General features: G+C 62.0%; 21 protein-coding genes and 1 pseudogene. 19 read left to right on the top strand and 3 right to left on the bottom strand.

Annotation, left to right across the window (positions count from 1 at the left end):
• Positions 1 to 2 precede the first annotated feature (2 nt).
• The 3 genes from HSS18214_RS0111580 to HSS18214_RS0111570 are packed head-to-tail and all read left to right on the top strand — an operon-like array spanning position 3 to position 2388.
• Positions 3 to 731: a DUF484 family protein gene (locus tag HSS18214_RS0111580; protein WP_016915459.1), complete on the top strand. Its 729-nt coding sequence runs from the start codon at positions 3 to 5 to the stop codon at positions 729 to 731.
• On the top strand, positions 721 to 1635 hold the full coding sequence (locus tag HSS18214_RS0111575; protein ID WP_016915458.1) for a tyrosine recombinase XerC: 915 nt from the start codon (positions 721 to 723) through the stop codon (positions 1633 to 1635). The genes HSS18214_RS0111580 and HSS18214_RS0111575 overlap by 11 nt, the downstream gene beginning before the upstream one ends.
• A gap of 15 nt (positions 1636 to 1650) precedes the next feature.
• Positions 1651 to 2388, top strand: a complete 738-nt coding sequence (locus HSS18214_RS0111570; RefSeq protein ID WP_016915457.1) for an HAD family hydrolase — start codon at positions 1651 to 1653, stop codon at positions 2386 to 2388.
• Between the two features lie 19 nt (positions 2389 to 2407).
• On the opposite strand, the gene yihA is transcribed toward HSS18214_RS0111570, so the two are convergent.
• Positions 2408 to 3055: a ribosome biogenesis GTP-binding protein YihA/YsxC gene (gene yihA / locus HSS18214_RS0111565; RefSeq protein WP_016915456.1), complete on the bottom strand. Its 648-nt coding sequence runs from the start codon at positions 3053 to 3055 to the stop codon at positions 2408 to 2410.
• Positions 3056 to 3360: 305 nt separating this feature from the next.
• On the opposite strand from yihA, the gene HSS18214_RS0111560 reads away from it, so the two are divergent.
• The 9 genes and pseudogenes from HSS18214_RS0111560 (at position 3361) to dtd (ending at position 10295) form a co-directional block, all read left to right on the top strand.
• Positions 3361 to 3990: a c-type cytochrome gene (locus tag HSS18214_RS0111560; protein WP_026001898.1), complete on the top strand. Its 630-nt coding sequence runs from the start codon at positions 3361 to 3363 to the stop codon at positions 3988 to 3990.
• Positions 3991 to 4105: 115 nt separating this feature from the next.
• Positions 4106 to 4738 carry a thiol:disulfide interchange protein DsbA/DsbL gene (locus HSS18214_RS0111555; protein WP_016915454.1) on the top strand — a complete coding sequence of 211 codons (633 nt, stop codon included), beginning with the start codon at positions 4106 to 4108 and terminating at the stop codon, positions 4736 to 4738.
• A gap of 2 nt (positions 4739 to 4740) precedes the next feature.
• Positions 4741 to 5604, top strand: a complete 864-nt coding sequence (locus HSS18214_RS0111550) for an endonuclease/exonuclease/phosphatase family protein (protein ID WP_016915453.1) — start codon at positions 4741 to 4743, stop codon at positions 5602 to 5604.
• A gap of 115 nt (positions 5605 to 5719) precedes the next feature.
• Positions 5720 to 6268 (top strand): TRAP transporter small permease subunit, encoded by a 549-nt coding sequence (locus tag HSS18214_RS0111545; protein WP_026001897.1) that lies wholly within the window; start codon positions 5720 to 5722, stop codon positions 6266 to 6268.
• Complete coding sequence (locus tag HSS18214_RS0111540; protein WP_016915451.1) at positions 6268 to 7683, top strand: TRAP transporter large permease; 1416 nt, start codon at positions 6268 to 6270, stop codon at positions 7681 to 7683. The genes HSS18214_RS0111545 and HSS18214_RS0111540 overlap by 1 nt, the downstream gene beginning before the upstream one ends.
• A gap of 15 nt (positions 7684 to 7698) precedes the next feature.
• A pseudogene (gene thiD, locus HSS18214_RS18185) lies at positions 7699 to 8515 on the top strand (bifunctional hydroxymethylpyrimidine kinase/phosphomethylpyrimidine kinase).
• A 133-nt stretch (positions 8516 to 8648) separates the two neighbouring features.
• Positions 8649 to 9494 (top strand): universal stress protein, encoded by an 846-nt coding sequence (locus HSS18214_RS0111530; protein WP_016915450.1) that lies wholly within the window; start codon positions 8649 to 8651, stop codon positions 9492 to 9494.
• 154 nt (positions 9495 to 9648) lie between these two features.
• Positions 9649 to 9810 (top strand): hypothetical protein, encoded by a 162-nt coding sequence (locus HSS18214_RS19110; protein WP_016915449.1) that lies wholly within the window; start codon positions 9649 to 9651, stop codon positions 9808 to 9810.
• Between the two features lie 47 nt (positions 9811 to 9857).
• Entirely contained in the window at positions 9858 to 10295 is a 438-nt protein-coding gene (dtd, locus tag HSS18214_RS0111520) for a D-aminoacyl-tRNA deacylase (RefSeq protein WP_026001896.1), read from the top strand.
• A 10-nt stretch (positions 10296 to 10305) separates the two neighbouring features.
• On the opposite strand, the gene HSS18214_RS0111515 is transcribed toward dtd, so the two are convergent.
• Complete coding sequence (locus HSS18214_RS0111515) at positions 10306 to 12252, bottom strand: ABC-F family ATP-binding cassette domain-containing protein (RefSeq protein WP_016915447.1); 1947 nt, start codon at positions 12250 to 12252, stop codon at positions 10306 to 10308.
• 17 nt (positions 12253 to 12269) lie between these two features.
• Between HSS18214_RS0111515 and HSS18214_RS0111510 the strand changes: the two genes are divergently transcribed.
• From HSS18214_RS0111510 to HSS18214_RS0111480, 7 genes are all read left to right on the top strand, one after another.
• Positions 12270 to 12863 (top strand): TIGR02444 family protein, encoded by a 594-nt coding sequence (locus tag HSS18214_RS0111510; protein WP_230478403.1) that lies wholly within the window; start codon positions 12270 to 12272, stop codon positions 12861 to 12863.
• A 218-nt stretch (positions 12864 to 13081) separates the two neighbouring features.
• On the top strand, positions 13082 to 14128 hold the full coding sequence (locus HSS18214_RS0111505; protein WP_016915445.1) for a TRAP transporter substrate-binding protein: 1047 nt from the start codon (positions 13082 to 13084) through the stop codon (positions 14126 to 14128).
• A gap of 228 nt (positions 14129 to 14356) precedes the next feature.
• Positions 14357 to 14944 (top strand): TRAP transporter small permease, encoded by a 588-nt coding sequence (locus tag HSS18214_RS0111500; RefSeq protein ID WP_016915444.1) that lies wholly within the window; start codon positions 14357 to 14359, stop codon positions 14942 to 14944.
• Positions 14945 to 14961: 17 nt separating this feature from the next.
• Positions 14962 to 16245, top strand: a complete 1284-nt coding sequence (locus HSS18214_RS0111495) for a TRAP transporter large permease (protein ID WP_016915443.1) — start codon at positions 14962 to 14964, stop codon at positions 16243 to 16245.
• A gap of 14 nt (positions 16246 to 16259) precedes the next feature.
• The gene (locus HSS18214_RS0111490; RefSeq protein ID WP_016915442.1) at positions 16260 to 16703 is read left to right on the top strand and encodes a universal stress protein; all 444 of its coding nucleotides are present in this window, start codon (positions 16260 to 16262) and stop codon (positions 16701 to 16703) included.
• 141 nt (positions 16704 to 16844) lie between these two features.
• Positions 16845 to 17525 carry a BamJ family beta-barrel-assembly machinery protein gene (bamJ, locus tag HSS18214_RS0111485; RefSeq protein ID WP_016915441.1) on the top strand — a complete coding sequence of 227 codons (681 nt, stop codon included), beginning with the start codon at positions 16845 to 16847 and terminating at the stop codon, positions 17523 to 17525.
• 3 nt (positions 17526 to 17528) lie between these two features.
• Positions 17529 to 18611, top strand: coding sequence for an alpha/beta hydrolase family protein (locus HSS18214_RS0111480; protein WP_016915440.1), 1083 nt, complete (start codon positions 17529 to 17531; stop codon positions 18609 to 18611).
• Here the strand turns inward: HSS18214_RS0111480 and HSS18214_RS0111475 are convergent.
• A complete protein-coding gene (locus HSS18214_RS0111475; RefSeq protein ID WP_016915439.1) occupies positions 18608 to 19213 on the bottom strand; it encodes an SCO family protein in 606 nt (201 codons plus the stop codon). The genes HSS18214_RS0111480 and HSS18214_RS0111475 overlap by 4 nt on opposite strands.

Genomic DNA, 19213 nt, shown 5'->3' with positions numbered 1-19213 from the left:
CGATGTCTCAAGCCCCTGAGCCGCGTAAAACGCTGGACCCGGACCAGGTCGCGTTCTGGCTGGCCCGCCATCCCGATTTTTTCATCGGTCGTGAAGGGCTGCTGCAACAGCTGAAAGTCCCGCATCCGCATATCGAGGGAGCGGTGTCGCTGCTCGAACGGCTGGTCATCGACCTGCGCCAGCGGGCCGAAACGGCGGAGGGCCGCCTGGAGCACCTGCTGGAAACCGCCCGCCATAACGAGGCCCAGTACCGCCGCCTGCGCGAAACGCTGCTCAGCCTGGTAGAAGCAGAAGACCGCGATGCCTTGGCGCAAGCGCTGGCGACCCAATTGAGCGAGCGTTTCCAGACGCCCGCCATGGCGCTGTGGTGCCCGGCCTCCTTGAGTGACGCAGAGCCCGCGCCGCCGCAAGCGCCCCGGCATGTGCTGGACCAGCACGCCGGTGCCCGCCTGGCGGCGTTGCTGGATGGTCGCACCAGCCGCTGCGCCAAGCTCAGCGTCAGCGACTGGAAGTGTCTGCTGCCCCATGCCAAGCCCCCGCGCAAGGCGGGCTCTTGTGCGATTACGCGGCTTTCCGCAGGCGAATCCCTGGGCTATCTGCTGCTCGCCAGCCCCGACCCCGAGTGCTACCGCGCCAGCATGGATACGCTGTTTACCGAGTATCTGGGGGATATCGTTGCTCGGCTGTTGCTGCGCTTGGGGCCGCTGGGTTCGGTACCCCATGGAGAGTGACTCTCCGCTGGCGCAGGCGATAGAGGGCTATCTGGCCCATCTGGCCAGCCATGCCAGCCCGGCGACGGTGGCTGCGTATCGGCAGGATCTGAACGCGTTCTGCCAGTTTGCCCTGCAGCGCGGCGTCACTCAGCCCCATGGCTGGGACACGGCGCTGGCGCGGGCCTTCCTGGGGGCCGAGCGCAGCCGTGGCCTGGCGCCCCGCAGCCTGGCGCGCCGCCGGGCGGCGCTCTCCCGGTTTGCCGATGCGCTGGTGGAGCGCCAGGTACGGGCGGACAACCCCGTGGCGCTGCTGCGCACTCCCAAGCAGCCCAGCCACTTGCCCCGGCCGCTGGATGTCGATGCGTTGGCTCGCTTTCTGGATACGCCCCATGATGGCACGCCGCTGGCGCTGCGGGATCAGGCCATGCTGGAGCTGTTTTACTCCAGCGGGCTGCGTCTGGCCGAGCTGGCTGCGCTGGATGTCGCTCACTTGGCGGGCCACCACGTGCGGGTCATGGGTAAGGGCAGCAAGCCCCGCCAGGTGCCGGTGGGAGCCCGGGCTCGGCAGGCGCTGGAAGCCTGGTTGGGCTGCCGTGACGGGTTGGCTGCCAGTGAAGAGCAGGCACTGTTCGTCGGCCTGCGCGGGCGACGTCTAGGGCATCGCGGCATCCAAAAGCGACTGGCCCAGCTGTCGGTACTGCGTGGCCTGCCAGAGCATCTTCACCCCCACCGTCTGCGCCACTCGTTTGCCAGCCATCTGCTGGAGTCCAGTCAGGACCTGCGGGCCGTACAGGAGCTGCTGGGGCATGCCAATCTATCGACTACCCAAGTCTACACGCGGCTGGACTGGCAGCACCTGGCCGAGAGCTACGATGCTGCCCACCCACGCGCCAAACGGCGTTCCCGCGAGAGTGAAAGTTGAGGCGAGAATCGAAACATGGTCACGTTAGATGCCATCACCTTTGATCTGGACGACACCCTGTGGGACAACCACGGCGTCATGCTCACCACCGAAGAGGGCCACTACCGCTGGTTATTGACGGCGCTGGCGGCCTGGCGAGCGGCCCGCCAGGAACCGCCGCTGGCACTGGACTACGATACAGGCGTGGCAGACTACCTGCAGCGCCGTCAGCAGTGGGCCAGCCAAGTGCCCGAGCGTCGCGGCGACTTTACCTGGCTGCGGCTACGGGCGCTGGAAGCGCAGCTGGAGGCCAGCGGGCTACCGCGCAGCGCGGCGCTGCTGTGGGCCGCCGCCGCGATGAACGAGTTTCACCGTCTACGGGTGCAGGTCACGCCTCACCCGGAGGCGGATGGCTTGCTGGCCGCGCTGGCCCAGCGCTATCGGCTGGCTGCCATCACCAACGGCAACATTCATCTCAAGCGCCAGCCGCTGGCCGCCCACTTTCCCATAGCGATTGCGGCCGGTGAGTTGCTCGCCCCCAAGCCGGACCCCAAGCCGTTTTTGACCGCGCTCGAACGGCTCGCGACCGTGCCTGCCCGGGCCATGCATGTGGGCGATTCGTGGCAAGAGGATGTGCTGCCCGCGCAGCAGTTAGGCATGCACGCGGCCTGGGTGGCCGAACGTGGCGATCAGGCGCTGCCCACCCGAGTGCATCGCATTGCCCACGTGAAGGAGTTGCCAACGCTGATTGCATGGCTGGAGCAGCGCCGCTGAAGACGCACCTGACGCACGCTCAGTGTTCGGTTTCTTCGGGCGTGTGCAGCCAGCGGTCCAGGGTCTGGGAAAGCGTGTCCACGCCCTGACGCTTGAGGGAGGAGAAGAGCTGTACCGAGACCAGGTCTTCCCACTCTTTCAGGCGTGAACGAACCTTCTGCAGCGCCGCGCTGGCAGGCCCTTTCTTCAGCTTGTCGGCCTTGGTCAGCAGAATATGTACCGGCATGCCCCGCTGGTCGGCGAACTCCAGCATCATCTGGTCGAATTCGGTGAGCGGGTGACGCACGTCCATGAGCAGGACCAGGCCACGCAGGCTGAAGCGGCCGCGCAGGTACTCGGAGAGGTGCTGCTGCCACTCGATCTTGACCGCTTCCGGCACTTTGGCATAGCCATAGCCGGGCAGGTCGACCAGGCGGCGACTTTCATCGTTCATCACGCTGAAAAAGTTGATCAGCTGGGTGCGCCCGGGGGTGCGCGAGGTGCGTGCCAGCGCGTTCTGCTGGGTCAGCGCGTTGATGGCACTAGACTTGCCCGCATTGGAGCGCCCGGCAAATGCCACTTCGGCGCCGGTGTCGTCCGGGCACAGGGCCAGCGTGGGGGCGCTGATCAAGAATCGCGCAGTAGGGTAGTTCAGTCGTGGGACTGGGCTATCATGAAGGGTAGACATGATGGTGTTCCTGAAAACAGACATGAAAGAGGGCTCATCGAGCCATCCTGCAGGGATCGCCAAGGTACCGCGACGAATTACCCCAAAAGCAGACATGGACTTGCATTCCCGCCGCTTGGGTGATTCGTTATAATGCATGAGGTTTATAACTGCGACCTGGGGCGCTAGTGTACCATCGCGTTCTAGCCAGCAGCGACCAACAACCTGTTGTTCGTTTCGGCGGAGCTGACCCTGGTAGTGTGCAGAGCCTGGGCAGCGCCCAGGGTGCGTACCAGTCAATAATCAAACGGCATAGTGGAATAGCAATGAGAAAGTTACTGGCAAGCCTGGCAATTACCATGGGTGCCGTTGGCACCGCTCACGCCCAAACGGACTATGAAGCCGATGCAGATGCGGCCGCAGGCCGCGAAATGGCACAAACCTGCGCCGCCTGTCATGGCCAAGCGGGTATCAGCCCTTCGGGCGCTTTCCCCAACCTGGCTGGGCAGCAGATGTCCTATCTGGCCAAGCAGATCATGGACATTCGTGACGGCGACCGCCTGGTGCCCACCATGGCAGGTCAAGTAGACGACTTCTCCGACCAGGACGCCTGGGACGTGGCGGCCTTCTTCGCCGGTCAGGACGCCAACCTGGGTCAAACCAGCGATGAAGATACCGAGCTGCTCGCCCGCGGTGAAGAGCTGTATCGCGCAGGCGACATGAGCAAGGGCATTCCTGCCTGCAGCGCATGCCATACGCCCACCGGTGTCGGCATCGGCAGTGCCGTCTATCCGGCGCTGTCGGGTCAGCACGTGGAGTACACCATCTCCACTCTGCAGGACTTCGCATCAGGCGAGCGTACCAACAGCCCCAACAACCTGATGGGCGATATCGCTTCCAAGATGAGCGATCGTGACATGGAAGCGGTTGCGAACTACGTATTGGGCCTGAACTAAGCGCTCGATGCCGTGCCCCATCCTGCGCTGAACCGGCAGGGTGGGGAACCTGCCTGTGCAAGCGGTGGTCTTAGCCTCGCCCTTGTTGGCTCGCTTATTCTGGAGAGTTCTCGCTATGTTGAAAACGTTGATGGTCGCCCTGGCTGGTCTAGGTCTTTCCGCTACGGTCAGTGCCCAGGAGTTGGTGGAAGGCCAGCACTACACGCTGCTGGCGTCTCCGGTCGCCACGCAGGTGGAAGAAGGCCAAATTGAAGTGACCGAAGCGTTCTGGTTTGGCTGCCCGCACTGCTACCGGTTGCAAGAGCATGTCAGCGACTGGTACGACACGCTGGAAGACGACGTCAGTGTGATCCACATGCCGGCCACCATGGGCGGTGACTGGAATACCCACGCCACGGCCTTCTACGCCGCTCAGTCGCTGGGTATCGAAGAAGAGCTGCATGCTGACTTCTTCGATGCCATCCATCAGGATGGCCGCTCTCTGACCGACCCGGACGACATTGCCGAGTTCTTCGCCAACTACGGCGTCAGTGAAGAAGAAGCCAAGCAGGCGTTGACCGCTTTCAGCGTACGCAGCGATGTCAACAAGGCCAACAGCCGCATGCGTGAAATGCGCCTGATGGGGGTTCCGGCCATCGTGGTGGATGGTCGCTATGTGGTATCGCCACAAACCGCAGGCAGTCTCGAGAACATGCCTCGCATTGCCGATGCCCTAGTGGAAAAAGTGCGTAACGAGCGCGCTCAATAACCGTGCTCGAACACGGCACTACCGGTGAGCCTGCGGGCTCGCCACAGGCGCCCGCCGCTCCCTTGCTGGAGCGGGGGCACCTGCGCCTGTTGACGTTCAATCTGCAGGTGGGCATCCAGACCTCTGCCTATCACCATTACCTCACCCGCAGCTGGCAACACTTCTTGCCGCATCCCCAGCGCTTGAAGCGCCTGGCGATGATGGGCAGCGTGCTCGAGCAGTTCGATGTGGTGGGCCTCCAGGAGGTGGATGGCGGCAGCTTTCGCTCCAGCCGTGTCAACCAGGTGGAGTTTCTCGCCGCCCAGGCAAAATTCCCGCACTATTTTCAGCAGCTGAACCGCAACCTGGGGCAGTTCGCTCAGCACAGCAACGGGCTGCTGTCGCGGCTGGGGCCGAGCCGTATCGAAGAGCACCGGCTTCCCGGGATGCTGCCAGGGCGGGGCGCGATTCATGCCCGCTATGGCGATGGCCCCGATGCCCTGCACATCTTCGTGGCCCACCTGGCCTTGAGCCACCGTGGCCGGGTACGCCAGCTGGATTACCTCAGCGACATCATTCAGCCGCTGCGCCACGTGGTCGTGATGGGCGACCTCAACTGTACGCCGGATCAGCTGCATGCCCACGAGCGTTTCAGCACGTCGTTGCCGCTGCATCCGGTGAAGCCGCTGCTCAGCTACCCCTCCTGGCAGCCGCGTAGGGCGCTGGATCATATTCTGCTGTCCCAAACGCTGGAAGCCGCAGAAGTGCGCGTGCTGGATCATCTGTTTTCCGATCACTTGCCCATCGCGGTTGACCTGCCCTTGCCCGCAGCCTGCCTCAGTGCACTGGCAGAGGCCGAGCACGCGCAAACCCATGGGCGCCCATAGCCAGACGTGCCGCCCAGACGTATGGATAAGCGTTTAATCCCGTGAATAGGGATGACGTCAGGCCCAGAATCAGCGATGATTCTGGGCCGTTTTTATTCATGCTGGGACATCTGCTATGCCGACGAGTGCTCAAGAGCCACGTTTATTGCGTTGGCTGGACTGCGTAACCGAGGGGATTGGCCGAGCCATTGCTTGGCTGGTGATCATCATGATGCTGGTCCAGTTTGCCATTGTCATCATGCGCTACTGGCTGGGCATCAACAGCATCGTCATGCAGGAGTCGGTGATGTACATGCATGCCGCAGTGTTCATGCTGGGCGCCGCCTGGACCCTCAAGCGCGATGGCCATGTGCGGGTCGATATTTTCTATCGCCGCCTATCGGCGCGTGGGCGGGCCTGGATCGACCTGATGGGCACGCTGCTGCTGCTGATTCCGGTGTCGATCTTCATTGCGTTCAGTAGCTACCGTTACGTGCGTAGCAGTTGGGCCATCCTCGAGCGCTCGCCGGATGGCGGCATTCCCGGTGTTTATCTATTGAAAACGCTCATGCTGGTGATGGTGGCGCTGCTGCTACTGCAGGCGGTGGCGCAACTGATTCGCCAGACCTTGATATTGCGCGGCAAACTGACCACCACGCCCCCTACTCATGAGGAGATCATCTAGTGCTGGCGACCTTATTAGACATGATGCCGCTGGTACTCTTTGCGGCGGTCTGTCTCGTGTTGATGCTGGGGTATCCGGTGGCGCTCTCGCTGGCGGGCACCGCATTGGCGTTTGCCGGGTTCGGTATGCTGCTGCAGTCCATGGGCATGGACGTGCCCTTCGAAGCGCGCATGATGAATGCCATGCCCAACCGACTTTACGGCATCATGACCAATGCCACGCTGCTGGCGGTGCCGCTGTTCGTGCTCATGGGCGTGCTGCTGGAGAAGTCGCGGGTAGCGGAAACGCTGCTGGACGCCATGGCCATGGCCTTCGGCGCGCTGCGCGGCGGCCTGGGTATCGCGGTGGTCATCGTCGGCATGCTGCTGGCGGCTTCTACGGGGATCGTCGGTGCCACCGTGGTCACCATGGGGCTTCTGTCGCTGCCCACGATGTTGAAGCGCGGCTACTCGCCCGCGCTGGCCACGGGCACGATCTGTGCCACGGGTACGCTGGGGCAGATCATTCCTCCTTCGATAGCGCTGGTGCTGCTGGGCGATGTGCTCTCCAACGCCTACCAGCAGGCGCAGCTCTCCATGGGCGTGTGGAGCCCGAAAACCCTCTCCATTGGTGACCTGTTCATTGGTGCACTGGTGCCTGGCCTGCTGCTGGTGGGGGTGTACATCATTTACCTGCTGGTGGTGGCGTGGTGGAAAGCGGACGCGGCACCGGCGGCGGACCGTGAGGCTCTAAAGGCCGAGCTGGGGCACACCGGCAGCATCTGGCCGCTGCTGCTGAAAGGCTTGCTGCCTCCGGTACTGCTGATCGTGGCGGTGCTTGGCTCGATTCTGGGGGGCTTTGCAACGCCTACCGAAGCGTCGGCGGTAGGGGCGTTTGGCGCGCTAGTGCTGGCGGCGACCAATCGCCAGCTGAGCATCAAGATGCTCAAGGAGACACTCCACTCCACGGCGCAGGTCACCAGCATGGTGTTCCTGATCCTGATTGGCGCTGCGCTGTTTTCGTTGGTGTTTCGCGCTTACGGTGGTGAAGAGCTGGTCACCGAGCTGTTCGAAGCCATGCCGGGCGGGGTCGTTGGAGCCACGCTGGTGGTCATGCTGGTGATCTTCTTGCTGGGCTTCATTCTCGATTTTATCGAGATCACCTTCGTGGTGGTGCCCATCGTCGGGCCCGTTCTGCTGGCCATGGGCGTAGACCCCATCTGGCTGGGCATCATGATCGCGGTCAACCTGCAAACGTCGTTTTTGACCCCGCCGTTCGGCTTTGCGCTGTTCTACCTGCGCGGCGTGACCCCGGCCAGCGTACCGACGTCGGCCATTTACAAGGGCGTGATCCCGTTCATCATTCTGCAGTTGGGCATGTTGTTGGCGCTGGCGCTGTTTCCGGGCATCGCCACCTGGCTGCCCTCTGTCCTGTAGCGAGCGATTGGCGACATGATTGCAAACGTACTGACCATCGCTGGCTCCGACCCCTCGGGCGGGGCGGGCATTCAAGCGGACCTGAAGACCTTCTCGGCGCTGGGCACCTATGGCACCAGCGTGATCACGGCACTGACGGCACAAAATACCTGCGGTGTCGCCGGGGTGCATGGCGTCCCGGTGGCGGCCATTCGCCAGCAGTTGGAGCACCTGTTGGCCGATGTGCACATCGATGCCGTAAAAATTGGCATGGTGGCCAGCCGCGACGTGGCACAGACCATTGCCGACGTGCTGCAGCAGCGTCGCCCGCGCTGGATCGTGCTGGACCCGGTGATGGTCGCGAAGAGCGGTGACGTCCTGGTGGACGATGCTGGCATCCGCGCCGTGCGCGATATTCTGGTGCCGCTGGCGGATGTGATCACTCCCAACCTCCCCGAAGCCGCCGTGCTGCTGGACCGCGCGCGCCCCGCGTCGCTGGAGGACATGGAGTCGCTGCTGCCCGCGCTGGTGGCCTTGGGCGCGCCTTACGTGGTGCTCAAGGGGGGGGCATCTACGGGGCGAAACCTGTCCGGATTTGCTGGCGTCACCTCAGGGCCAGCGCTGGCTGGCCGCCGAGCGGATTGCTACCGACAACCTGCACGGCACCGGCTGTGCGCTGTCATCGGCGATCACGGCGTGCCTGGCGAGGCTGCCCGCTCAGGCAAGCAGCGAAGCTCCCATCGAGGCGATCACCACCGCCAAACAGTGGTTGCACGACGCCCTGGCTGCCAGCGAGCGGCTCAACGTGGGCCAAGGGCGAGGGCCGGTTCACCACTTCCACGCCTGGTGGTAACAGCGCTGGGGGTGGCAGCTTGATCTGGGGCATGCGCGGATAAAGTCGGCTTGCGAGATGCGCAAACGGGCACCATGCTGAAGGGTGCCCGTTTCATCCAACCGGCTGCGCTATTCGGCCAAGGAGCATGCCCATGTCTCGCTCGCTGCTGTTTGCCTCCGATCTTTCCCGGGAAAATCGCGCCGCGTTCGCACGCGCGCTGCGCCTTGCCCAGGAGCAAGGTGCTTCCCTGAACACGCTGCACGTGCTCGACCCTTATCTGCCGCATCGCACCCTGCATGACCTGGAACAGGCCATCAGTGATGATATCAGCGCCACGCTGACGGATTTAAGTGAAGACTACGCTCTGGCGCTGCCTCCGCTGATGATCCAGACCGTGGTGGGCGAGCCCCATGCAGAAATCGTCCGAGAGGCCCACGAGCGTCACGCATCGCTGATCGTGTTGGGTATGCATCGCAAGCGCGGCCAGAAGGAGCTGCTGCAGGGCACCACCATGATGCGCGTGCTGCGCAGCGCGCCGTGCCCGGTGGTCATCGCGTTCACCCCGCCTACGCAGGCATGGCAGCATATCGTGGTGCCCGTCGATTTTTCCCTGACCGCACGCCAGACGCTCAAGGAAGCCCTGGTACGCTTCCCGGAGGCGCAGATCACCCTGCTGCATGCCTGGAGCCTGCCGGGCGAGCGTGAATTGGGCAATCAAGCCTTCTACGCCCAATGGCGGGACCATGAGGTCAGTCGGCTGCGCACGGCGCTGGATAACGAAGTCGATAGCCTGATGGGCGAGCTGCAGGGTGTGCCTGATACCCAGCTGATTCTGGAGCCGGGCAGCCCATGCGATGTGCTCGGTGACTATATCAAGCGCCATTCGCCTGACCTGGTGATGCTGGGAAGCCGCAGCCGACCCCAGCAGCCCAACCCGCTCACCGAGATGCTGCTGAGCGAGCCGCACTGCGATGTGATGATCTGCCGCCCCTGGTAGCGCCGCCAGTCCTTTGGTTGTACGGAACCTTTACGCATAACATGGGCATGTATAGCGTAGGGGTTTCTGTTCCGTCTGCCTTGGGAGGAAAACACCGCGCGGCGACTCAAGCAATCCACTCCGTTCACCACAGCGCGGCTAGCAGTTCGACCGTGTGGTCGAAGACCAGGGCCAACGCTACATCCTGCTAGGCAGTGGCGTGTTCCGCTACATGATCTGGACGGCCTGCGCGGGGGCCTACTACCAGCTGGAAGGCGAAAACGAGCCGCAACCGCTGGGCGAAGGTTTTCGGGATGCCCTGTTAGGGCGCCGCTGAACTGCGCTAGACTCTTGCCTTTCAGCCATTCCAAGGGTAGCCGTAACGTGAAGGCATTGATTCAACGGGTAACCACCGCCAGCGTGACGGTGGAGGGGCAGGTCATCGGCGCCATTGATCACGGGCTCATGGCGCTGATCGGCGTCGAAAAAGGCGACAGCGAGGCTAATGCCGACAAGCTGTTGCACAAGCTGCTGAATTACCGCGTGTTCAGTGACGAGGCGGGCAAGATGAACCATAACCTGCAGCAGGCCCAGGGGGGCTTGCTGCTGGTCTCCCAGTTCACGCTGGCCGCCGATACCCGCAAGGGGTTGCGGCCGGGCTTCTCCAGCGCCGCACCGCCGGAGGAAGGCGAGCGGCTATTCGATTACCTGGTGGCGCGCGCGCGGCAAGCGGGCCCGCCGATGGCCACCGGGCAGTTTGGCGCTGACATGCAGGTGGCGCTGGTCAACGACGGCCCGGTGACTTTCATGCTGGAAGGGTAGCGGAAAAACCTCAGGCGTTTTCGCTGGCCAGCAGTTCGGCCTCCATGGCTTCCAGCGCCTCTTCGGCGGCCAGCCAGGCTTGCTCGGTGCGCTCCAGCTCGACCTTGGCATCGGCTTGCCGCGCCAGCGCTTGGGTCAGTTCCGCCTTGCGGGCGCTGTCGGTATACAGGGTGGCATCGGCCAGCACGGTTTCGACTTCCTCCAGCGCTGCCTGGGCTTTCTCCATCTGTTTTTCGGCCTGATCACGGACCTTTTTCAAGGGTCGCAGCTTTTCACGCAGCTCGGCGGCGGCCTTGCGAGCGGCCTTGCGGTCGGTAGTGGGTTGCTGCCCTTGGCGCTCGCTCTTTTCACTGCGTGCGTCGCGTCGGCTCTCTTCCAGGCGTGCTTTCAGCCAGGCGCGGTAATCCTCCAGGTCGCCATCGAACGGCTCGACCCGATGGTCGGCCACACGCCAGAACTCATCGACCGTGGCGCGCAGCAGGTGACGGTCGTGGGAAACCAGGATGACGGTGCCCTCGAACGCGGCCAGCGCTTCAGTGAGCGCTTCGCGCATTTCCAGGTCCAGGTGGTTGGTCGGTTCGTCCAGCAGCAGCAGGTTGGGTTTTTGCCAGGCCACCAGCGCCAGCGCCAGGCGCGCCTTCTCGCCCCCCGAGAAGGTTGCCACCTCGCCGAAGGCGTCATCGCCCTTGAAACCGAAGCCGCCCAGGAAGTTGCGGATTTCCTGATCGCTGGCGGTAGGAGAGAGCCGCTGGACGTGGACAAACGGGGTGGTGGTCACGTCCAGCCCTTCCAGCTGATGCTGGGCAAAGTAACCAATCGCCAGATGTTCGCCGGGCACCCGCTTGCCCTCTAGCAGGGCCAGCTCGCCGGTCAGCGATTTGATCAGCGTGGATTTGCCCGCGCCGTTGGGCCCCAGCAAGCCAATGCGGCTACCGGGTAGCAGAGTGATATTGACCTTTTCCAGCTGCGCGACATCGGCCGCTTCGCTGCGATATCCCAGGGTTGCCTGGTCCAGCACCAGCAGGGGGTGAGAGGTTTTGTCGGCGGCGGGCAGCGTGAAGTGGAAGGGCGAGTCCACGTGCGCCATGGCGATATCTTCCATGCGCTCGAGCATCTTCATGCGGCTCTGGGCTTGGCGAGCCTTGGTCGCTTTGGCCTTGAAGCGGGCGATGAAGCGCTCTATTTCCTCACGGCGTGCCTGCTGCTTGGCGGCTTCGGCCTGCTGGAGCGCGAGCTTCTCGGCGCGGGTACGCTCGAAGCGTGAGTAGTTGCCCCGGTAAAGCTCCAGGGTCTGCTGATGCATGTGGACGATGTGGTCACACACGGCATCCAGGAAGTCGCGGTCGTGGGAGATCAGCAGCAGCGTGCCCGGGTAACGTACCAGCCACTGCTCCAGCCACAGCAGTGCATCCAGGTCCAGGTGGTTGGTCGGCTCGTCGAGCAGCAGCAGGTCGGAAGGCATGAACAGGGTGCGGGCCAGGTTGACTCGCATACGCCAGCCACCGGAAAAATCGGAAAGCGGGCGCTGCAGGTCGGCCTGTATGAAGCCCAGCCCCACCAGCAGCTGGGCGGCGCGGGAGGCGGCGCTGTAGCCATCCAGCGTCTCGATCAGGCCGTGCAACTCGGCTTCACGGTGGGCATCCCCCGCCTGCTGGGCGGCCAGCAGGTCGGCTTCGGCCTGGCGCAGAGCATGATCGCCATCCAGCACGTACTCGACGATGGGGCGGTCCAGCGCTTCCACTTCCTGAGCCATGTGTGCGATACGCTGGCCACCGCTCATCTCTACATCGCCCTGGTCCGGGCCCAGCTCGCCCAGCAGCAGCTTGAACAGGCTCGACTTGCCCGCCCCGTTGGCCCCGATGATGCCTGCCTTGACTCCGTTGTGCAGGGTCAGGTCGGCGCTTTCCAGGAGCGTTTGCGTACCTCGTTGCAGGGCGACTTGGCGCAGTGCGATCATGCTTTCTCCCGAAACCAGTGGGTAAATTCATGGATTCTAACCGATTGCAGGACTTGCAGCAGGCTTTGCAGCATCGTTCGCTATGGGATTTTGCGCTGGCCTTTTACGCCCAGCCCGGTGTGGAGCAGGCGTGCTTGACGCTACAGGACGCCGCCGACGTGGATGTCTGCGAATTGCTGTTTCACGGATGGCTGTATTGCCACGGCCTCCAGGCCAAACGTGAGGTGCTTGCCGATATTAGCCGTGAGCGAGCGCACTGGCAGCGCCAGTTTACCGAGCCGTTACGTCACCTGCGCCGTGAATTGAAGCCTCAAGCGGCTGAGGATGAGGCCATCGATACGTTGCGCAAGAGCATCAAAACTGCCGAGCTGCAGGCCGAGCGTGTAAATCTTCAACGTTGGCAGCAGTGGGCGCAGGCTTCCGAGCATGTCTCACAGCGTTTGGAGGAAGTTGATGATAGCATGCAAGATCGTAGCATTTGGCTGCAGAATAGGCTCTTTTTTGCCAAATTTGACAGCGCTTCGTTGAGTGGTTCACGCGTATGCGATGGCATCTCCCCTGCGCTTGAATGTCTGGCAAGTCAGCTTGACCACTGTAAATCACCACGCTAGCCTGAAATTAAGCTGTTTTTGAATAACCTGTGACCACTTGTGTGGCAATCGCCCGCTAACCCACAGCAATGAATCCAGCAGCCATAAATCACCAGCAGCCATTAATCGATAGGTGAAAGCGTTTCTGCGTGTTAGCGGTTGATCAGGACAGCACTGGACAGACAACACTAACTTCATGCGCACTCTTAGAGCGCGCTACCACTGTCAGGGAACTCTGTATGAAGCCAAACAAGTTTGTTTCGACCCGTTCACTCACCACGAAACTCATCACGTCCGCGAGCGTAGGTGCTCTGCTGCTGGGCCTGAGCGCTGCTGCGCAGGCAGATAACTGGCGTTATGCCCACGAAGAGTATGAAGGCGACGTTCAGGACGTCTTCGCCATGGCGTTCAAGGAGTACGTGGAAGAGAATTCCGACCACACCGTCCAGGTATATCGTTTTGGCGAGCTGGGCGAGTCTGACGACATCATGGAGCAGACCCAGGCGGGTATTCTGCAGTTCGTCAACCAGTCGCCTGGTTTCACGGGCGCACTGATCCCCGAAGCGCAAATCTTCTTCGTCCCTTACCTGCTGCCCACCGATGAAGAAACGGTCATCGAGTTCTTCAACTCCAGCACCGCGATCCATGAAACCTTCCCGGAGCTCTACGCGGAGCAGGGGCTGGAGCTGCTCAAGATGTACCCAGAAGGTGAGATGGTCGTCACCCTCGACGAGCCGTTTACCTCGCCAGACGAGCTGCGTGGCAAGAACATCCGCACCATGACCAACCCGCTGCTGGCGGAAACCTATCGCGCCTTCGGCGCCAGCCCCACGCCGCTGCCCTGGGGTGAGGTATATGGTGGCCTGCAAACCAACATTCTGCAGGGCCAGGAAAACCCCATCTTCTGGATCGAGTCGGGCGGCCTGTATGAAGTTTCCCCCAACCTGGTGTTCACCGGTCATGGCTGGTTCACCACGGCCATGATGGCCAACCAGGACTTCTTCGAAGGCCTCTCGGAAGATGATCAGCAGCTGGTGCGTGATGCCACGGAAGCGGCTTACGAGCACACCATGGAGCATATCTCTGGTTTGGCCGACGAGTCGCTGGAGAAAATCCAGGCCGCCTCGGATGACGTGACCGTGACGCGTCTCAATGAAGAGCAGATTCAAGCCTTCCGCGAGCGTGCGCCCCAGGTAGAAGAGCGCTTCGTGGAGATGACTGGCGAGCGCGGTGCGGCACTGCTCGAGCAGTTCAAGGAAGACCTCGAAGCCGTGACCAGCAACTGATTCATGGCGAGGGCCTGGCAGGAGTGATGCCTGCAATGCCCGCAAATGCGTGAAAGCAAAAGGGGTGGCCAAGTGCTGCCCCTTTTTTGTTCACCCCTTGGTGAAGAGCAACACCCATCTACCGTGACGCGGGTGCGGCTAATCAGCGTTGAATGGTGTGCTGTTTTAAGCCGCTACAGTAGCAAGGTAGACCGACAAGTTTAACGGGAACAGAGAGGAACAACTCCAATGGATATGAGCGAAGATGATGTTGCTGAAAAACAGTATCGCTCTATGCTGCCTGGGCTGCTGGGTACCGTTGATACGTGGATCAGTAAAATGGAGGCCGTGATTTTGGCGACGGGCGTCATTCTGATGGCGATCAATACCGTGGCCAACGTCATTGGTCGCTTCGTGTTCGGTGAGAGTCTGCACTTTTCCGAAGAGGTCAACCGTATGCTGATCGTGCTGGTGACCTTTGCCGGGATTGGCTATGCCGCTCGGCATGGTCGGCATATCCGCATGTCGGCGATCTACGATGCGCTGCCCACAGGAGGGCGCCGCGCGCTGATGATTGTCATCAGCCTGTTCACGGCGCTAGTGATGTTCGTGCTGTGCTACTTCTCGATTGGTTACATCGACACCATCATGGGCCGCGGCCGCAGCCTGCCCTCTACAGGTATTCCGGCCTGGTGGATGTACGTCTGGGTGCCCGTGGGCTTTGCCGTCACCGGCATTCAATACGTCATGACGGCGATCACTAACCTGCTTTCGAAGGATGTGTACCTGTCCACGCATGTGGTGGACGGCTACAAGGACACCGAAACCGAAGTCTAGGCAGCGAGGAAACACGCATGACTGCAACGATAATTACCATCATGATCGTGCTGCTGCTGCTCGGCTTCCCGATGATGATTCCCTTGATGACCGCGGCCTTCGTGGGCTTTTTCATGAGCTTCGGCGGCCTGGGGCAGATGGAAACGCTCATCCAGCAGATGATGCGCGGTATCAGCCCCACCGCGCTGATTGCGGTGCCCATGTTCATTCTGGCAGCCGACATCATGACCCGCGGGCAGTCGGCCAACCGATTGATCGACATGGTGATGACCTTCGTGGGCCATATCAAAGGCGGCCTGGCCGTCAGTACGGCGGTCTCCTGCACGCTGTTTGGTGCCGTGTCCGGGTCTACCCAGGCTACCGTGGTGGCCGTCGGCTCCCCGTTGCGTCCACGCATGCTGAAGGCTGGCTATAAAGATCCCTTCACCCTGGCGCTGATCATCAACTCCAGCGACATCGCCTTTTTGATACCGCCCAGTATCGGCATGATCATTTACGGGGTGGTATCACAAACGTCGATTGCCGAGCTTTTCATTGCTGGTATCGGTCCGGGCCTGCTGATTTTGGCCATGTTCTCCACGTATTGCATTATTTACGCCATCGTCAACAAGGTGCCCACCGAGCCCAAGGCCAGCTGGAAAGAGCGAGCCGTGGCCGTGCAAAAGGCGCTTTGGCCACTAGGTTTTCCAGTGCTGATCGTCGGTGGTATTTACGGCGGGGTGTTTAGCCCGACCGAGGCGGCGGCGGCCTGCGTACTGTACGCCTTCCTGCTGGAATTCGTGATTTTCCGCTCGCTGAAGCTGCCGGACATGTTCACCATTGCCAAGTCCACGGGGTTGATCACCGCCGTGGTGTTTATCCTGGTGGCGGCAGGCAACGGCTTCTCGTGGATCATCTCGTTTGCCCAGATCCCGCAGACGATCCTGGGTACCTTCGGGATCAACGAAGCGGGGCCCGTGGGCGTACTGGTGGCTATTTCGATCGCCTTCTTCGTGGCCTGCATGTTCGTCGATCCCATCGTGGTGATTCTGGTGCTGACCCCTATTTTCGCGCCAGCGATTGCGGCTTCGGGGCTGGACCCGGTACTGGTGGGGGTACTGATCACCCTGCAGGTGGCCATTGGCTCGGCGACGCCGCCCTTTGGGTGTGACATCTTTACCGCCATTGCGATTTTCAAGCGGCCTTACCTGGAAGTGATCCGCGGCACGCCGCCGTTCATTTTCATGCTGATCCTGGCCGCGGCTCTGGTCATCATGTTCCCGCAAATTGCGCTGTTCCTGCGCGACCTTGCTTTCCGCTAGCCACAGGAGCGCTTATGTTCAATCGCATTTTGATTCCTGTCGATGGCTCCAAGGGGGCCATCAAGGCACTGGAGAAGGCCGTTGGCCTGCACATGCTCACCGGCGCAGAGCTCTACCTGCTGTGCGTGTTCAAGCACCACAGCCTGCTGGAGGCCTCGCTCTCCATGGTTCGGCCCAACAAGCTGGACCTGCCGGACGATGCCTTGAAAGAGTACGCCACCGAAATTGCGGTGCACGCCAAGTCGCATGCCATCGAGCTGGGAGCCGATAGCCTGCGCGTGCGCGCTTTCGTCAAGGGCGGGCGCCCTTCGCGTACCATCGTGCGCTTCGCGCGCAAGCGGGAGTGCGATTTGATCGTGATTGGGGCACAGGGCACCAATGGCGAAAAGAACCTGCTGCTGGGCAGCGTGTCCCAGCGCGTGGCTGGGGCGGCACACTGCCCTACACTAGTGGTGTAAACCTCTGCGGCATCCTGTTGTCTGAAGGGGACGCCTGAACAACACCCGCCGCGTCAGGTAATGCAGCCTGACGCGGCGGGTGTTAGTCTTTAGGGATTCGACAACACGTTGGCGCGCTGCGCCGCTGGATAAGGTTTTTCCATGAAAGCACTTGTGACTTCTACTGCCCTGACGGGTTTATTGCTGGTAGCACCGTTCGCCGCCGCGGCCCCCGAGACCGACGAGCAACGCCTGGCTTACAGCCTGGGGGTAACGTTGGGCGAGAGCATGCAGGCCGATATCGAAGACCTGGATCTCGATGCCTTCACCGATGGTATGCGCGACGTGTTCGACGGCAATGAGCTGGCGATGAGCGAAGAAGAGATGATGGAAGCGCTGATGACCTTCCAGGAGAGCTCCATGGAGGCCCGCGAACAGCAGGCCGCTGAAATTGCCCAGCTGAACCTGGAAGAAGGCCAGGCCTTCCTGGCAGAGAACGCCGAGCGTGAGGGTGTCGAAGTCACCGAGTCGGGCCTTCAATATGAAGTGCTGGAGTCTGGCGATGGGGCCACGCCTGGCGCAGAAGACACCGTAGAAGTGAACTACGAAGGCATGCTGCTGGATGGCACCGTGTTCGATAGCTCTTTCGAGCGTGGCCAGTCGGTCAGCTTCCAGGTGAATCAGGTCATCGAAGGCTGGCAGGAAGCGCTGCAACTGATGAGCGTGGGCGACAGCTGGATGCTCTACATCCCTGCCGAGCTGGCTTACGGTGAGGGTGGCCAAGGGCCGATCGGTCCGAATGAGATGCTTACCTTCCGCGTTGAACTGCTGGGCGTCGAGTAACCCATGCCTGCCGCCACTGCTTATCGCCTGCTCGGCGTATTGATGCTCATGGGTGGCAGTGCTGCCCATGTGCAGGCGGAAACGCCGCCAACTGACCTGCCTGCGTTGGGTGCGATGCCCGAGGCTGCTTCAGTGGTGGGCGTTTCGTCGGGGGGCTACATGGCCACGCAGCTGGCCGTTGCCTGGCCGGAGCGTTTCAGCGGCGTTGGGGTGCTGGGCGCAGGCCCTTGGGGCTGTGCACAGGGGGCGCTGAGCCTGGCGCTCAACCAGTGCATGATGACCCGCCGAGGCTTGCCTTCACTGGACACGCTGGAACAGCGCCATGAGCGCTATATGGCGCTGGAGCAAGTAGGCAGCCGCGAGGCGCTGCGCCAGCTCAGAACCTACGTGTGGCATGGCGATGCCGATGCAACGGTTTCACCCGCGTTGGGTGATCTGTTAGCCAAACAGTGGCAAGGTTGGCTGGCAGAGCCCGACGAGCAGCTGCGCTACGTGCAGCGTGAGAACACCGGACACGGCTGGCCGGTGGCGATGCCCAAGGATGCCCCCATCGACCCCCAATCCCTGGGCGACTGCCATCTGGGCGGCGGTAGTCACGTACTGGCCTGTGGTGACAATGTGGCCGCCGATATGCTGGCCTGGCTCTATCCCGAGCGGCCCGTGCAGGAGAGTGAAGGCGAGTTACGGCGCTTCGATCAGTCCGAGTTTGCCGTCAAGGGCTTGGCTGATACGGGCTATGTCTTCGTGCCCGAGGCGTGTGACGCGGGAGGCTGCCCCGTTACCGTGGCGTTGCATGGCTGCCAGATGAATGACCAAGCGATTGGCGACACCTTTGCTCGCTACAGCGGCCTGAACCGCTGGGCCGAGGAGCACGGACAGATTATCCTCTACCCACAGACCGAAAGCAGCATGGCCAACCCGCAAGCCTGTTGGGACTGGTGGGGGTTTGCCGAAAGCACATGGCAAATCAACCCTTTGCATGACACCCGTGAAGGCACGCAGGCCAAAGCCCTGATGGCCATGGTCGAGCGACTTCAAGAGGCGCCCGACGCTCCCGCAGAGGAAAGCACGCGGGAGGCGGACTAGCCGCCCAGCTCGCTCTCCAGGGCAGATTTCAACCCATGGGGGGTGGGCGAGTAGAGCACCCGCTGCAGAATGGTTCCCTCACGGTTCACCAGAAACAGTGACGCACTATGGTCGATGGTATAGGCCATGGCGGAATCCGGCGCCTCGACACGGCGCCAGATGACGCCATAGCGCTCGGCAACATCGCTCAACTGCTCCTGGCTGCCCACCAGCCCCACGAACTCTTCGCCGAAAAACTGCATGTATTCATTCATTCGCTCCAGCGTATCGCGTTCTGGGTCCACGGTGATCATCACCGGTACCACACGCTCACGCTGCTGTTCGTCCAGCTGTGACAGCACTTGGCGCTTCACGGCCTGGTTCATGGGGCAGACGTCTGGGCAGTAGGTGTAACCGAAAGAGACCACGGCGATCTCGTCGTCATCCAGTTGGGTCAGCGTAAAGTCGCCGTGGGTGGAGGGCATGGCGATGGGACCGCCTTGCGGCTCGCCGTCGTTCGACGGGGTGGCCAGCTGGTACATCCCGACGGCGCTGACCGTCAGCAGTACACCCAGCAGTGCCAACCCCCACACCAGCGGTTTACGTTTATTTGCTGCCGCCAT

Origin of the sequence: Vreelandella stevensii S18214, assembly GCF_000275725.1 — a bacterium.
Classification (GTDB): Bacteria; Pseudomonadota; Gammaproteobacteria; order Pseudomonadales; family Halomonadaceae; genus Vreelandella; species Vreelandella stevensii.
Note: the sequence above shows the minus strand (reverse complement) of the source record. Positions and strands in the feature narration are given on the sequence as shown.

Bases quoted from the DNA above. Each gene is read 5' to 3' on its own strand.
- HSS18214_RS0111545 (WP_026001897.1), top strand. From the start codon at position 5,720: ATGCCGACGAGTGCTCAAGAGCCACGTTTATTGCGTTGGCTGGACTGC.
- HSS18214_RS0111515 (WP_016915447.1), bottom strand. From the start codon at position 12,252: ATGATCGCACTGCGCCAAGTCGCCCTGCAACGAGGTACGCAAACGCTC.
- HSS18214_RS0111500 (WP_016915444.1), top strand. From the start codon at position 14,357: ATGGATATGAGCGAAGATGATGTTGCTGAAAAACAGTATCGCTCTATG.
- HSS18214_RS0111555 (WP_016915454.1), top strand. From the start codon at position 4,106: ATGTTGAAAACGTTGATGGTCGCCCTGGCTGGTCTAGGTCTTTCCGCT.
- HSS18214_RS0111570 (WP_016915457.1), top strand. From the start codon at position 1,651: ATGGTCACGTTAGATGCCATCACCTTTGATCTGGACGACACCCTGTGG.
- HSS18214_RS0111530 (WP_016915450.1), top strand. From the start codon at position 8,649: ATGTCTCGCTCGCTGCTGTTTGCCTCCGATCTTTCCCGGGAAAATCGC.
- HSS18214_RS0111480 (WP_016915440.1), top strand. From the start codon at position 17,529: ATGCCTGCCGCCACTGCTTATCGCCTGCTCGGCGTATTGATGCTCATG.
- HSS18214_RS0111490 (WP_016915442.1), top strand. From the start codon at position 16,260: ATGTTCAATCGCATTTTGATTCCTGTCGATGGCTCCAAGGGGGCCATC.
- bamJ (WP_016915441.1), top strand. From the start codon at position 16,845: ATGAAAGCACTTGTGACTTCTACTGCCCTGACGGGTTTATTGCTGGTA.
- HSS18214_RS0111505 (WP_016915445.1), top strand. From the start codon at position 13,082: ATGAAGCCAAACAAGTTTGTTTCGACCCGTTCACTCACCACGAAACTC.
- yihA (WP_016915456.1), bottom strand. From the start codon at position 3,055: ATGTCTACCCTTCATGATAGCCCAGTCCCACGACTGAACTACCCTACT.
- HSS18214_RS0111575 (WP_016915458.1), top strand. From the start codon at position 721: ATGGAGAGTGACTCTCCGCTGGCGCAGGCGATAGAGGGCTATCTGGCC.
- HSS18214_RS0111560 (WP_026001898.1), top strand. From the start codon at position 3,361: ATGAGAAAGTTACTGGCAAGCCTGGCAATTACCATGGGTGCCGTTGGC.
- HSS18214_RS0111495 (WP_016915443.1), top strand. From the start codon at position 14,962: ATGACTGCAACGATAATTACCATCATGATCGTGCTGCTGCTGCTCGGC.
- HSS18214_RS0111580 (WP_016915459.1), top strand. From the start codon at position 3: ATGTCTCAAGCCCCTGAGCCGCGTAAAACGCTGGACCCGGACCAGGTC.
- HSS18214_RS0111475 (WP_016915439.1), bottom strand. From the start codon at position 19,213: ATGGCGGCAGCAAATAAACGTAAACCGCTGGTGTGGGGGTTGGCACTG.